The following is a 12,848-nucleotide window of genomic DNA, read 5'->3' as shown; positions in this document are numbered from 1 at the left end:
GACCAGCGAGGGGGACACCAGGTGAGCGCGGAAGACAGCAGGACGACCGAGGAAGCGGAACCAGCGGAACCGGGAGCCGAGGACGGCAGATCGGCCGCGACGGCCGCTGCCGCGACGGCCGCGCGCAAGCGCGAGCAGCGGGGCTGGTACTTCTACGACTTCGCCGTGTCGGTGTACTCGGCGAGCGTGCTCACCGTGTTCCTCGGGCCGTACCTGACCTCGGTGGCCAAGGCCGCCGCGGACGCCGAGGGCTTCGTGCACCCGCTGGGCATCCCGGTGCGGGCCGGGTCCTTCTTCGCCTACTCGGTGTCGGCCTCGGTGATCCTGGCCGTGCTGCTCATGCCGCTCGTGGGCGCCGCGGCGGACCGGACCGGGCGCAAGAAGCCGCTGCTGGCGGTGGCCGCCTACGTCGGCGCCGCGGCGACGGCCGGGATGTTCTTCCTGGGGGGTGAGCGCTACCTGCTGGGCGGGCTGCTGCTCATCGTGGCCAACGCCTCGCTGTCCGTCTCGATGGTGCTCTACAACGCCTACCTGCCGCAGATCTCCACACCGGACGAGCGGGACACCGTCTCCTCCCGGGGCTGGGCCTTCGGTTACACCGCGGGCTCCGTGATGCTCGTGATGAACCTGGTGCTCTACATGGGCCACGATTCCTTCGGCCTCACCGAGGGCATGGCGGTACGGATCTGCCTGGCCTCGGCGGGCCTGTGGTGGGGGGCCTTCGCTCTGATCCCGCTGCGCCGGCTGCGGGACCGGGCCGTGGTCCGGGAGCCCGGGGCCGGGCCGGCGGTCAGCGGCTGGAAGCAGCTCGTCGCCACCCTCAAGGACATGCGGCGCTACCCGCTGACCCTGTCGTTCCTGCTGGCGTACCTGATCTACAACGACGGCGTGCAGACGGTGATCTCCCAGGCCTCCATCTACGGCTCGGAGGAGCTGGAGCTGGACCAGTCCACCCTCATCGGGGCGGTGCTGCTGGTGCAGGTCCTGGCGGTGGCGGGGGCGCTGGGGATGGGCCGCCTCGCGCGGATCTACGGCGCCAAGCGGACGATCCTGGGCTCGCTGGCCGCCTGGGCCGTGACGCTCGCGGTCGGCTACTTCCTGCCCGCCCGGACCCCGGTGTGGTTCTTCGCGCTCGCCGCGATGATCGGACTGGTCCTGGGCGGCAGCCAGGCGCTGTCGCGCTCGCTCTTCTCGCACCTGGTGCCGGCGGGGAAGGAGGCCGAGTACTTCTCGGCGTACGAGATGAGCGACCGCGGGCTGAGCTGGGTGGGCCCGCTCGTCTTCGGCCTGACCTACCAGCTCACGGGGAGCTACCGGGACGCGATCATCTCGCTGGTGGCCTTCTTCGCACTGGGATTCGTGCTCCTGGCGCGAGTGCCGGTGCGGCGCGCGGTGGAAGCGGCAGGCAATCCTGTACCGGAGCGGATCTGAGAGCGGATCTGAGAGCGGGTCCGCGAGTGCGCACGGCCCGGATCCACGAACGAATTCCGAACGAATTTAGACGTTGAAGCAAAGGGCCGGTAGTGTACGCCTTTGGCCTGCCAGGCGGACCGTTACTGCGCGCTTAATAAGCGTGGACGTTGGGTGACATCTGCTGCCAGATGTGACAAAACGGGCACTGGTGGGTACAACAAGGGGCGGCACGACGGGCGACGCACGACCCGGAGCGGGAATCTATACCGCCGACCGGACGTTGACCGGATGACGACGACAGCGACACCTGTCCTGTGGGCGACAAGCCCGGGAGGCACGATTCATGAGTGAGCGAGCTCTCCGCGGTACGCGCCTCGTGGTTACCAGCTACGAGACGGACCGCGGCATCGATCTGGCCCCGCGCCAGGCGGTGGAGTACGCATGCCAGAACGGACATCGATTTGAGATGCCGTTCTCGGTTGAGGCAGACATTCCGCCGGAGTGGGAGTGCAAGGCGTGCGGCGCCATGGCACTCCTGGTGGACGGGGACGGGCCCGAAGAGAAGAAGGGCAAGCCTGCGCGAACGCACTGGGACATGCTCATGGAGCGACGCACCCGCGAGGAGCTGGAGGAAGTGCTGGCCGAAAGGCTTGCGGTCCTGCGCTCCGGCGCCATGAACATTGCCGTGCATCCGCGGGACAGCCGCAAGTCCGCCTGACAGCCGGACGGATACACAAGCCGAGGGGCCCCGCCACACAGTGTGGCGGGGCCCCTCGGCTTGTCCTGCGCTCTCCTGTCTCCTGCGCTCTGCCCGATCGGGACCGGCCGTGACGGCCGGGGCCGGATCGGGCCGGTGTCCTACGAGGTCAGGGGCGGGCGGTGGCTCGTCTCCGGGCCGCCCGGGCCCTCGGGCCGGTCCTCACGGATGACCTCTCCCTGGACGATCTTGCCGTCGGGGTAGCGGATACGGGCCTGCTGGAAGGCGTCGCCGAAGCTCCCGGCCGGGGCCGAGGCCATCTTCCGCTCCAGCGAGCGGGTCGCACGGCGGCCGATCCAGGCCCGGACGGGCGGCAGCAGGAGGAACAGTCCCGCCACGTCGGAGAGCAGACCCGGCATCATCAGGAGCAGGCCCGCCAGCATGGTGAGGCCGTTGCCCCGGCCGGGCTGCTGCGGGGCGGGCTGCTGCCCCTGCTGGGCCTGCTGGGCCTGCTGGGCCTGCTGGGCCTGCTGGGCCTGCTGGAAGGTGTCCGCAAGGTTCTTGAAGGCGCGCCGCCCGGCCCGCTTGATGACCACGGCGCCCAGCACCATGGCGCCCGCGAGCAGCGCGGCGACGGCCAGCCCGCCGGCCACGTCCGCGACCACGGTGAGCAGCCAGATCTCCAGGATCAGCCAGGCGGCGACCGCCAGGGGGATGAAGGTTCGGGCGGGCGTGCGCCGCCGGGGGGCCGTCGAGGTCCCCGGCCGCAGGGATCCAGTGCCGGTCGTCATACCCACCAGTGTGCCTGGGGCCGCATAAAAGTGTCCTCAGCCGGAGGTACCGGACCGCCCCTAGGGGTCAGCGCTCCGCGTCGGGCCTGCTAGCGGGGTTGGCCGGACCCCCGCCGCCGTCCTTGCCCAGCAGCCTGGCCGCCTGGGCCTTCAGACCCCACTGGGTGACCCGCCACAGGGCCTCGACCACGATGTCCTTGCTCATCTTGCTGTCGCCGAACTCGCGCTCGACGAACGTGATGGGCACCTCCACCACGCGGAAACCCTTCTTCACCGCCCTGCGGGCCAGGTCGACCTGGAAGCAGTAGCCCGCGGAGGCCACCTCGTCCAGGCCCAGACCCTCCAGGGTCTCGCGGCGGAAGGCCCGGTAGCCGCCGGTCACGTCGCGGATCGGGACGTTCAGCATCAGCCGCGAGTACGTCGAACCGCCGCGCGAGAGGATCTCCCGGCTCTTCGGCCAGTTGACGACCCGGCCGCCCGGCACCCAGCGGGAGCCCAGGACCAGGTCGGCGCCGGCGAGTGCGGTGAGCAGGCGGGGCAATTCCTCCGGCTGGTGGGAACCGTCGGCGTCCATCTCGACGATCACTCCGTAGCCGGCGTCCAGGGCCCAGAGGAACCCCGCCAGATAGGCCGCGCCGAGCCCCTCCTTGCCCTTGCGGTGCAGTACGTGCACGTGGTTGTCGCCGACCGCGAGCTCGTCGGCGAGCTTTCCGGTGCCGTCGGGGCTGTTGTCATCGGCGACCAGGATGTGGGCCTCGGGCACCGCCGCGCGGACGCGGCCGACGATCAGCCCGATGTTCTCCGCCTCGTTGTAGGTCGGAATGATCACCAAGGCCGTACCGAGCGGCCCGTAGGTCCGCTGTCCGCCGTCGCTCACTGAGTCCCCTTTTGTGCTCGTGCACGTCCTGTACGTCTGGTCGCAGAGGATGACTTTAGAACAGTGATCGGGGCCCGCGGTCCTTCGGGCCGGTCAGACGCCCGCTGGCTGCGGGCCGCCGTGACCGTTGTCTACTGGACCGCCGGGCCCCGACCCGGGGCCACCCTCCCCCAGCTACCACTGGGGGTGCCCCCACCGGCGAAACCTTCCCTCGCCCCCGAGGCGCGGGCGCGCTGAGCAGACGGATCCGTCCGGCACGGACGTCCTGTGGTGGACCCGGCCGAACCTATCCGGGTCCGACCGCCCGTACCGAACCGAGGCACACCGGATCACCCCTGTGGGCGTACGAATGCCTCCCGCCCGCCGACGACGGTGGCGAGGCACACCGGCAGTTCGGATCCGGGGGTCAGGTCGGGCAGTCCGGGGGTGCCCGAGCGGGGGTCGGTGGACCAGCGGGCCACCCGGTCGTCGGGGGCCTGGACCAGCAGTTCGCCGGTCTGCCAGACCGCGTAGTCGGCCGGGGCGCCGGGGACGAGGATGCCCGCGTCGTCGCGGCCCAGCGCTCGCCAGCCGCCCCGGGTGTGGGCGGTGAAGGCGGCCCGTACGGAGATGCGGTGCTCGGGGGTCCGGTGGAAGGCGGCCGCGCGGACGGTGCCCCAGGGGTCCAGCGGGGTGACCGGTGCGTCCGAGCCGAAGGCCAGTGGCACACCGGCCTTGAGCATGGCCGCGTACGGGTTGAGGGTGCGGGCGCGCTCGGCTCCCAGCCGGTCGACGTACATGCCGTCCTCGCCGCCCCAGGCCGCGTCGAAGGCGGGCTGCACGGAGGCGGTGAGCCCCAGCTCCGCGAAGGCGGCGATCGCGGCGGGCGTCATCATCTCGGCGTGCTCGACCCGGTGCCGGGCGGCGCGGACCCGGGCCAGGCCGACCTTCTCGGCGGCCGCCCGGACGCCCTCGACGACGGCGGTGATCGCGGCGTCGCCGATGGCGTGGAAGCCGGCCTGGAGGCCCTCCTCGGTGCAGGCGGCCACGTGTTCGGTGACGGCCTGCCGGTCGAGGTAGCCGGTGCCGGTGTGCGAGGCGTCGGCGTACGGGGCGTGCAGGCAGGCGGTGTGCGAGCCGAGGGCGCCGTCGACGAAGAGGTCACCGGCCGCCCCGACGGCCCCGAGCGCCTTGGCCAGTCCCAGGTCCCGGTCGGCCCAGTACCCGAAGACGCGCGGCCCGGGCCGCTCGGCGGCCAGGGCGAGCAGGCCGGTGAAGTCCTCGGCGGAGGAGATGTCGGGCCCGCCGCACTCGTGCAGGGAGCCGATGCCGAGGGAGGCGGCCCGGTCGAGGGCGGCCCGCTGGGCCTCGGCGCGCTGGGCCGGGGTGACGGCGGCCAGGGCGGCCCGCCGTACGGCGTGGTGGTCGTCGGCGGTCAGCGGCCGGTCCCCTGCGGGCCGCACGGCCGGGACGAGGTCGAGCAGGGCCGTGGTGACCACCGCCGAGTGGACGTCGATGCGGCTGAGGTAGAGCGGGCGGCCGCCGGCGGCCTCGTCCAGCTCGGCGCGGTGCGGCGCCCGGCGCTCGGGCCAGCGGGCGGCGTCCCAGCCGTGCCCGAGGAGCACCCGGTCGGCCGGACGGCTCGCGGCGTACGCGCGTACGAGGTCCAGCGCGGCCGTCAGCGAGCGCGCGCCGCTGAGGTCAAGCCCGGTGAGGGCCAGACCCGCGGAGGTGGTGTGGACGTGGGCGTCGCTGAACGCGGGCGTGACGAGCGCCCCGCCGAGGTCCACGACCTCGTCCACGCCCTGCGCGAAGGCGTCGGCCGCGCCCTCGGAGCCGACCCAGGCGATACGGCCGCGCTCGACGACCATCGCGGTGGCGAAGGGGTCGGCGGGGCTGTGGACCTCGCCCCCGCGGAGGAGGACGGTCCTGGTCAGTGCTCCGGCGGCGTCGGCGGAGTCGGTGGTGCGGTCAGTCATGCCGACCAGTGTCCCGCGTCGCCCCGCCCCCACCGACCGCCGGGTCCCCCGCGCGGACTACACGCGGGGCGGGCGGGCCTCGTAGGGGGTGGACAGGACCACCGTCGTGCGCGTCGAGACGTGGGCGAGGGCGCGCAGCCGGCCCAGGAGGTCCTCCAGCTCCAGGGGCGTGGCGACGCGCACCTTGAGGATGTAGTTCTCGTCGCCCGCGACGCTGTGGCAGGCCTCGATCTCGGGGACGCCTGCCAGCCGGTCGGCGATGTCGTCCGGGGCGCTCGGGTCGAAGGGCTTGACCGAGATGAACGCCGTCAACGGCAGGCCGACGGCCTCCGGGTCGACCACGGCCGCGTACCCGCGGATCACCCCGCGCTGTTCCAGACGGCGTACTCGCTGATGGACTGCCGACGTGGACAGTCCCGTGGCCTTGCCCAGATCCGTGTAGCTCATCCGCCCGTCCCGTACGAGCAGATCCACGATCTGGCGGTCCAGCTCCTCCATTGCGCTCATAGCCGCACAACTTAAGGCCCAAGGGCACTCCAGGCCCAGTGGTGTCCGCCCACTGGAGGCATCTGCGCCAGGCATGTGACCAAGGCCACAGGGGTATGCAGGCGCAGGCCGGTCTGTTGTGGTTACTCGTGACGCTCGACGGGAAGTGCTTGCTGTGGCCGAGGCCGTAGAAGCTGCCCGCCCGGCCCACCCAAGGGGGAGTACATCCATGCTGAACACCAAGCGCGCCGGTCGCACCGAACCGGAGCCCCTGGAACCGCTCGCATCCGGGGACGGCACGTACCCCGAGGACGGCGCCTACGCCGAATACCCGGACGACCTCGACGGGTTCGAGATCCACCACGCGATCTGCCCCGACTGCGGCCAGTCGATCGCCCTCGTCGCGGACGAGGAGTTCCTGCCGCAGCACGCGCTCTGCCTGACCCCGTGGAACCCTTTCGGGCTCACGGTGTGCGCGGGTACCGGGCGGCCGGCCACGGACGCGCTGCCCACCGTCGGCACGATCCAGCCGGCGGAGGTCCAGGAGCTCGATTCCGTCGTCCTGTCGGCCCTGCCCCAGGGCCTGGACTGGCGGACGCAGCCCTTCTCGCACGTCGGCGGCCCGGGCTCGCGTCCGGTCCGCGTGGTGAGCCCGGTGCTCCCGCAGCCGCAGGCGCAGACGCGGCAGCAGCACGCCCAGGCGGCCTGACCACCGCCCGGGCGTCCCGCCCCTGCTCCGACCCCTACCAGTACGTTCCCTGCACCATGGCGGCCAGGCTGGCGTGGTGCAGGATCAGGCTGTCCGGGTCCGCGGGGATCTCCACCTCGCCGAAGTGCGCCTGCCGGTAGGCGATGCGCAGCATCACGATGGCGTGCCGCAGGGCGGCGTAGAGGGTGTGGAACTCCATGTCGCGCGGGGTGTGCCCGGTGAGTTCGGCGTACCGGCGCTCCAGGTCCCCGCGGCGCAGGAAGTCCGGCAGGCCGGGCTGTCCGAAGCCGACGGTGAGGTCCTGGAAGAACCGGTGGAGGTAGACGGTCCAGCCGAGGTCCACCTCGCGCGGGACGCAGGCCGCCATCTCCCAGTCCAGGACGGCCACCGGCGTGAAGCCGTCGTAGATGACGTTGCCGATGCGGGCGTCGCCCCAGTTGAGGACCGCGGGGCCCTCGTCCGCCGGCCACAGCTCCTCCAGGCGGGCGAAGGCCCGCTCGATCAGCGGGGACGGGGCGAGTCCGCCCACCACCCAGGCGTAGTAGGCGCGTTGGGCGTCCACGTGCCGGCGCAACGGGGTGCCCTTGCCGTCCGGCAGGAGGAACTCGGCCTCCTTGGCCGGGAATTGGTCGTGCAGGCGGGCCAGCAGCGAGATGCTCGCCTCCTGGAGCGCGGCGCGCTCGGCGTCGGTGGCGGCGTGCAGCCAGTTGCCCTCGTAGGTGTAGGGCATGACGTCGGGCGGGACCCTGCCCTCGGCCCGCGCCATCACGAAGAACGGCGCCCCCAGCGGCCCCGGATCCTCCTCCAGCCACTGCACCCGCGGGACGGGCAGGTCCGTGTGCTCGGCGACCAGACGCATCACCCGGTGCTGGCGCGGCATGTCGTACGTCGGGAAGACGGTGTAGGCGGCCGGGTCGGCGGCGAGCCGCAGCGCGCAGGCGCGGAGCGGGGTGTCGGGGTGCTCTATGTCGAAGAGCAGGGTCTCGCTGGACATCCCGTTGGATCCGGGGACCGAGACGTTGGTGACCTTCGCTCCGGGGAGCCTGCCGTCCAGCCAGACGGCGAGGCGTCGGCCGAGCTCTTCGGGCTCCCGGGTGGAGGTGCGCGGGCGTGGCGCGATGGCCATGGTGAGCCCCTTCCTGCTACTGGGCGACGGAGGAGTAGTCGGTGAAGCCGCTCGGGTCGTGGCGGCCGAAACTGCCGTGCTCGAAGATGCCGTGTCCGGTCTGCCCGTCGAGGGTGAAGCGGGCCGAGTGGTCGGTGACCCCGAAGGCGGCCATGGGGTGGGCCGCGGGGTCGGACAGGTCGTAGACGCGGCGGTCGGTCCAGCCGCGCCCCTGCCAGGTGCCGTGCTGCCAGTCGCCGGCGGGCGGGTAACCGGCGCCGACGGCCAGCGGGGAGCTGTTGAGGATCTCCACGACCAGTTCGAGGGGCTTGCGGGACGGGTCGGCGAGATGGACCACGGCCCGCTCGGGGTGCCGGCCGCCCGGCCGGTAGCGGATCTCGGTGTGCGGCCAGCCGAGCTGGACGTCGTGGCGGCCGCTGCCCTCGGGAAAGACCTGCACCGCCTCGTTCAGGGTGCGGTGCCCGTCGGCGTCCTCCTGGGCGATGACCATGACGAACCGGTCCTCGAAGCGGACCGGGATCCAGAGCCAGTGAAACCCCTCGGGCCGGTACTCCTCGGCGGCCCTCCCCCCGTCCTCACCAGGTATCGGCCGCACCCCCCAACTCCGGTCGCGGGTACCGGTCCACTCCCCCGGCGTGAGGACGAACTCCTCCCCCTTCGCCCGGATGACGCCGCTCACGCCACCGGCCTGGACGAAGCGGCGCCCCTCCAGCATGAGCCGGTCGCCGCGCCGCTGGACGTGGTGGGGCTCCCAGACGGCGGGGAACTCGGCGGTCCAGGTGACGTCGTACGAAAGCCCGTCCGGGTCCTCCGGGTCCGCCGCGCAGCGCAGGGTGAGCCGCTTGAGCGGAACGTCGACCGTGATGGACAGGGGCCCCACGGACAGATTCATCCGATCGTCGGTGAGGGCGTCGGAGGCCCGGACGGCGAGGAGCTCGTCGCCGATGCGGAGGGTGGCGTAGGCGTCGATCACCCCGGCGTTGGGGTAGACGCCGAGGCCGAGGATGAGGACGGCGCGGCCGGCGTGGTCGAAGACGTGGAAGATGCAGCGGTCGTAGGCGTTGCGGTCGCCGCTGACGAGGTGCTTCATCGACAGGGGGGCCTGGTGGATGGGGTACTCGTCGAGGGCGACGGGCCGGTCGACGGACATGGCGGACCTCCTGGACGGACGGCTTCGGGGGGCGGCTCAGGCGGATATGACGGTACGTCAGAAGCGCCCCCCAAGACCACCCTTCTGGCACGCTCTGACACCCCGACACACCACGCCGCGCCGGGGTCGCCGGACCGCTGGGCCGCTGGGCCGGAAGGCCGGAAGGCCGGAAGGCCGGAAGGGACCGGTGAGGACGGTGAGGGACCGGTGAGGACGGTGAGGGACCGGTGAGGACGGTGAGGGACCGGTGAGGGACCGGTGAGGGACGATCGAGGGGGCGGAGAGGCTGAAGCTCGACTCAGCCGAACTGGACCGAGGTGTGGCTGGGGCCCAACCCCGGGCGGTTGCCGGCCGCCGTTACGGAGGAGGCCGTAGCGATGAGAGGCGGCCTACCGACCCCAGACGGCAGGCGGCCGCCGCCACGCAGGATCGATGGCGCCCTACGTCCACCCCCAGACGGCCGGCAGCCGCTGAGACGTGCGAAACCGCGTAGCCAGCGGTGGCGGCCCATGCCCACCCCGAGACAGCCGGCGACCGGCGGCCGGCGCCCGCTGAAGCGTGCGAAGCCTGTAGCGATCGCCGGGGGCTCATGTCCAGCCCCCAACGCCCTGCGGCCGCCGTTACGGAGGAGGCCGTAGCGATGAGAGGCGGCCTACCGACCCCAGACGGCAGGCGGCCGCCGCCACGCAGGATCGATGGCGCCCTACGTCCACCCCCAGACGGCCGGCAGCTGCTGCGGGGCGAAGCGCTTCGCGATCGATGGCGGCCTACATCCAACCCAGGAAGGCCAGGCAGCCGCCGCGAACGTGCGAAGCGCCCAGCGATCAGCGGCGGCCCCAGGCCCAACCGCAGACGACCGGCAGCCGCCGAAACATGTGAACCGCGCAACCGTCGATGGCGACCTATGCCCACCCCCAGACGGCCGGCAGCCGCTGAGAGATGCGAAGTGCGTAGCGATCTGATGCGCCCCCCAACCGGGCCGTCGGCCACCGACACACCCGTCCCTGCCTTGATCGCCCGGCCCGTTCTTTTGGGGGTTTCCCGGCTGTCTTCGATTTTCCGTGGCGGGACGGTCGGTCAAGGGTGGCCGCAGGCCATCGCGCAGCGACGCGACGAAGGAGCGCCCTTGAGGGACCGGCCCGCCACGGAAGACGATGAGACCGACGGGAAACCCCCGAACCCCCTCTGATCCCGGCCCGCCAGACCCGCCCCCGGGGACGGCTCGAACGGATACCCGTACCCCGGGGGCGATTACCCGGCCCTTTGCTCCCGCGTTGGCCGTGCATGACCATGCTTCAGTCTTCAACCGGCCGAAGGCGTCGGCCGACGCCGCCGGGATTCGAAGAATCGGTTCAGCGGCAGCATCCCCACCAGCGTGAGCAACAACAGCAACCGCAACATCAGCAACATCAGCAGCAACAGCAGACGCCCGACCCGCCGATCTACCGCGACCTGCTGGCCCGGTGGGCCGATGCCGGCCGCACCCTGCCCGGTCGGCGCGACCCTGAGTGGTCCCGGCTCACGTCCTCCCCGGTCTGGCCCACCACCAGCAGCGGGCTGTACTAACCCCCCCCCCACCAGCCCCGGCTAACCCCCACCCCCGAACCAGGCTCAGCGGGTCTCCGGCCCCGCCAGGTGGCGGGCGATGACCATGCGCTGGATCTGGTTGGTGCCCTCCACGATCTGGAGCACCTTCGCCTCGCGCATCAGGCGCTCGACGGGGAAGTCCGCGGTGTAGCCGTAGCCGCCGAGGACCTGCACGGCGTCCGTGGTGACGGCCATCGCCGCGTCCGTGCAGAACAGCTTCGCCATGGCCGCCTGCCGGGAGAACGGCTTGCCCGCGTCCCGCAGCCGGGCCGCCGCGAGGTACAGCGCGCGCCCCGCCTCGATCTTGGTGGCCATGTCGGCCAGCATGAAGCGCAGCCCCTGGAAGTCCGCGATCGGGTGCCCGAACTGCTTGCGGTCCAGGGCGTACGTGAGCGCCTCGTCCAGCGCCGCCTGCGCGACGCCGATGGCGCAGGCGGCGATGCCCAGGCGTCCCGCGTCCAACGCGGCCAGGGCGATGGTGAAGCCCTGCCCCTCCTCGCCGATCCGGCGCGCGTCCGGCACCCGTACGCCGTCGAAGTGCAGCTGGGCGGTGGGCGAGCCCTTCATGCCCATCTTCTTCTCGGGAACGGCCGCCGTCAGGCCCTCCGCGTCGCCGGGGACCAGGAAGGCGGTGATGCCCTTGGGACCCTCGGCGCCCGTCCGCGCCAGGACGGTGTAGAAGTCGGCGACTCCGCCGTGGGTGATCCAGGCCTTGGTGCCGGTGATGACCCAGTCGTCGCCGTCGCGCACCGCCTTGGTGGTGAGCGAGGCGGCGTCGGAGCCGGCGGCCGGCTCGGACAGGCAGTAGGCGCCCAGCAGGCCGCCGCCGAGCATCGCGGGCAGGTGCGCGCCCTGCTGCTCCTTGGTGCCGTAGCCGGCCAGGCCGTGGCAGGCCAGGGAGTGCACGCTGACGCCGAGGCCGACGGTCAGGCGGGCCGCGGCCAGCTCCTCCAGGACCTGGAGGTAGACCTCGTACGGCTGCTCGCCGCCGCCGAACTCACCGGGGTACGGGAGGCCGAGCAGCCCCGCCTCCGAAAGCAGCGTGAAGACCTCGCGGGGGAACCTCCCGGAGTCCTCTTCCTCGGCGGCCTTCGGGCGGATCTCCCGCTGGGCGATCTCGCGTACGAGGGCGAGGAGGTCGCGGGACTCCTCGGTGGGCAGCTGACGGTCCACCGGCTGCGGGGCGCGGTCTGTCATGGCGGCGCTCTCCTCCCTGGTCGGGCACGGCGGCGACGCGTGAGGTGTGGGACGCGCCGCCGGGTCTCGGTGCTCTCACAGCCGATGGTGCCCTCCCGGATCACGGAATGGGCTGTTCAGCGGCTGCGGCGGCTTGAGTATGCCCGATCAGGGGCTTCCCGTCACCGGGGCAAGATCGTCACGCTGACCGAACGGTCCTTCGGTAGCGGGAGGTGCCGGACACTCCGGGACGAATTCCCCGATCACCGTCAGTGTCGCGCGCAGCTGGCGCACGAGCAGGGCCCCGATCTCGGCGCGATCGGGCTGCGCCTCCACCTCGATCCCACCCGGCCCGCCGATCCATTCCAGGGTGATCCCCTCGACCGAGGAGAGCCAGCCGACGAGGGCGAGCCGGGCGACCGGAGGGAGCGCGCGGTGGCCGTACGCGCCTTCCGCGATGGTGGCGACCAACTCCTCGCGGACGGCGTCGCGGATGGCGAGCACCTCGGCGTCGGAGCCGACACCGCCGGTGACGATGGTGCGGTAGGCGGCGCGGTGGTGCTCGGCGTAGTGCAGGTAGCCGTCGATGGTGCGGCGGACGCGCTCCGCGTCGGGGAGGTCCGCGTCCCCGCCGGCGCGGGCGACGAGCTCGGCGACCGAGTCTTCGACGATGGCGAGGTAGTAGCCGCGCTTGCTCTTGAAGTAGTAGTAGATCAAGCCCTTGGCGACCCCCGCATGCTTGGCGATGTCGTCCATGGAGAGCGCGTCGTAGGAGGTGTCGGCAAACAACTTGCGCCCGGTTGCTATGAGTTCGGCCATGCGGACCTGCGAACGCTCGGTCGTACCGCGCTGTTGACTGTTATTCAAATTCAGCCCTA

General features: G+C 72.1%; 12 protein-coding genes. 4 read left to right on the top strand and 8 right to left on the bottom strand.

Features of this window, described 5'->3' with window-relative positions; genetic code table 11:
• The first annotated feature begins 21 nt into the window (after nucleotides 1–21).
• Entirely contained in the window at nucleotides 22–1,431 is a 1,410-nt protein-coding gene (locus RIU97_RS32935) for an MFS transporter (RefSeq protein ID WP_404961171.1), read from the top strand.
• Between the two features lie 325 nt (nucleotides 1,432–1,756).
• On the top strand, nucleotides 1,757–2,131 hold the full coding sequence (locus RIU97_RS32930) for an RNA polymerase-binding protein RbpA (RefSeq protein ID WP_031146696.1): 375 nt from the start codon (nucleotides 1,757–1,759) through the stop codon (nucleotides 2,129–2,131).
• Between the two features lie 140 nt (nucleotides 2,132–2,271).
• On the opposite strand, the gene fxsA is transcribed toward RIU97_RS32930, so the two are convergent.
• The 4 genes from fxsA to RIU97_RS32910 all read right to left on the bottom strand — a co-directional run bounded on the left by fxsA (nucleotide 2,272) and on the right by RIU97_RS32910 (nucleotide 6,234).
• Nucleotides 2,272–2,901, bottom strand: coding sequence for an FxsA family membrane protein (fxsA, locus tag RIU97_RS32925; protein ID WP_404961170.1), 630 nt, complete (start codon nucleotides 2,899–2,901; stop codon nucleotides 2,272–2,274).
• 67 nt (nucleotides 2,902–2,968) lie between these two features.
• Nucleotides 2,969–3,778 carry a polyprenol monophosphomannose synthase gene (locus tag RIU97_RS32920; RefSeq protein WP_404961169.1) on the bottom strand — a complete coding sequence of 270 codons (810 nt, stop codon included), beginning with the start codon at nucleotides 3,776–3,778 and terminating at the stop codon, nucleotides 2,969–2,971.
• A gap of 329 nt (nucleotides 3,779–4,107) precedes the next feature.
• Nucleotides 4,108–5,736, bottom strand: a complete 1,629-nt coding sequence (locus RIU97_RS32915; RefSeq protein ID WP_404961168.1) for an amidohydrolase — start codon at nucleotides 5,734–5,736, stop codon at nucleotides 4,108–4,110.
• Between the two features lie 57 nt (nucleotides 5,737–5,793).
• Nucleotides 5,794–6,234, bottom strand: a complete 441-nt coding sequence (locus RIU97_RS32910) for an Lrp/AsnC family transcriptional regulator (protein WP_030011705.1) — start codon at nucleotides 6,232–6,234, stop codon at nucleotides 5,794–5,796.
• A 217-nt stretch (nucleotides 6,235–6,451) separates the two neighbouring features.
• On the opposite strand from RIU97_RS32910, the gene RIU97_RS32905 reads away from it, so the two are divergent.
• Nucleotides 6,452–6,931 (top strand): hypothetical protein, encoded by a 480-nt coding sequence (locus RIU97_RS32905; protein WP_404961167.1) that lies wholly within the window; start codon nucleotides 6,452–6,454, stop codon nucleotides 6,929–6,931.
• Between the two features lie 34 nt (nucleotides 6,932–6,965).
• Here RIU97_RS32905 and RIU97_RS32900 read toward each other — a convergent pair whose 3' ends face one another.
• Together RIU97_RS32900 and RIU97_RS32895 are read right to left on the bottom strand one after the other, a co-directional pair.
• The gene (locus RIU97_RS32900; RefSeq protein ID WP_404961166.1) at nucleotides 6,966–8,057 is read right to left on the bottom strand and encodes a phosphotransferase family protein; all 1,092 of its coding nucleotides are present in this window, start codon (nucleotides 8,055–8,057) and stop codon (nucleotides 6,966–6,968) included.
• 16 nt (nucleotides 8,058–8,073) lie between these two features.
• On the bottom strand, nucleotides 8,074–9,207 hold the full coding sequence (locus RIU97_RS32895; protein WP_404961165.1) for a hypothetical protein: 1,134 nt from the start codon (nucleotides 9,205–9,207) through the stop codon (nucleotides 8,074–8,076).
• 1,284 nt (nucleotides 9,208–10,491) lie between these two features.
• Here RIU97_RS32895 and RIU97_RS32890 point away from each other — a divergent pair.
• Nucleotides 10,492–10,773 (top strand): hypothetical protein, encoded by a 282-nt coding sequence (locus RIU97_RS32890; RefSeq protein WP_404961164.1) that lies wholly within the window; start codon nucleotides 10,492–10,494, stop codon nucleotides 10,771–10,773.
• Between the two features lie 45 nt (nucleotides 10,774–10,818).
• On the opposite strand, the gene RIU97_RS32885 is transcribed toward RIU97_RS32890, so the two are convergent.
• Complete coding sequence (locus tag RIU97_RS32885; RefSeq protein ID WP_404961163.1) at nucleotides 10,819–11,991, bottom strand: acyl-CoA dehydrogenase; 1,173 nt, start codon at nucleotides 11,989–11,991, stop codon at nucleotides 10,819–10,821.
• Nucleotides 11,992–12,138: 147 nt separating this feature from the next.
• Nucleotides 12,139–12,837, bottom strand: a complete 699-nt coding sequence (locus RIU97_RS32880) for a TetR/AcrR family transcriptional regulator (RefSeq protein WP_404961162.1) — start codon at nucleotides 12,835–12,837, stop codon at nucleotides 12,139–12,141.
• Nucleotides 12,838–12,848 lie beyond the last annotated feature (11 nt).

Source organism: Streptomyces sp. 147326 (assembly GCF_045000215.1).
GTDB lineage: Bacteria > Actinomycetota > Actinomycetes > Streptomycetales > Streptomycetaceae > Streptomyces.
The sequence above is the reverse complement of the archived record's forward strand: the minus strand, read 5'-3'. Positions and strand labels throughout refer to the sequence as shown.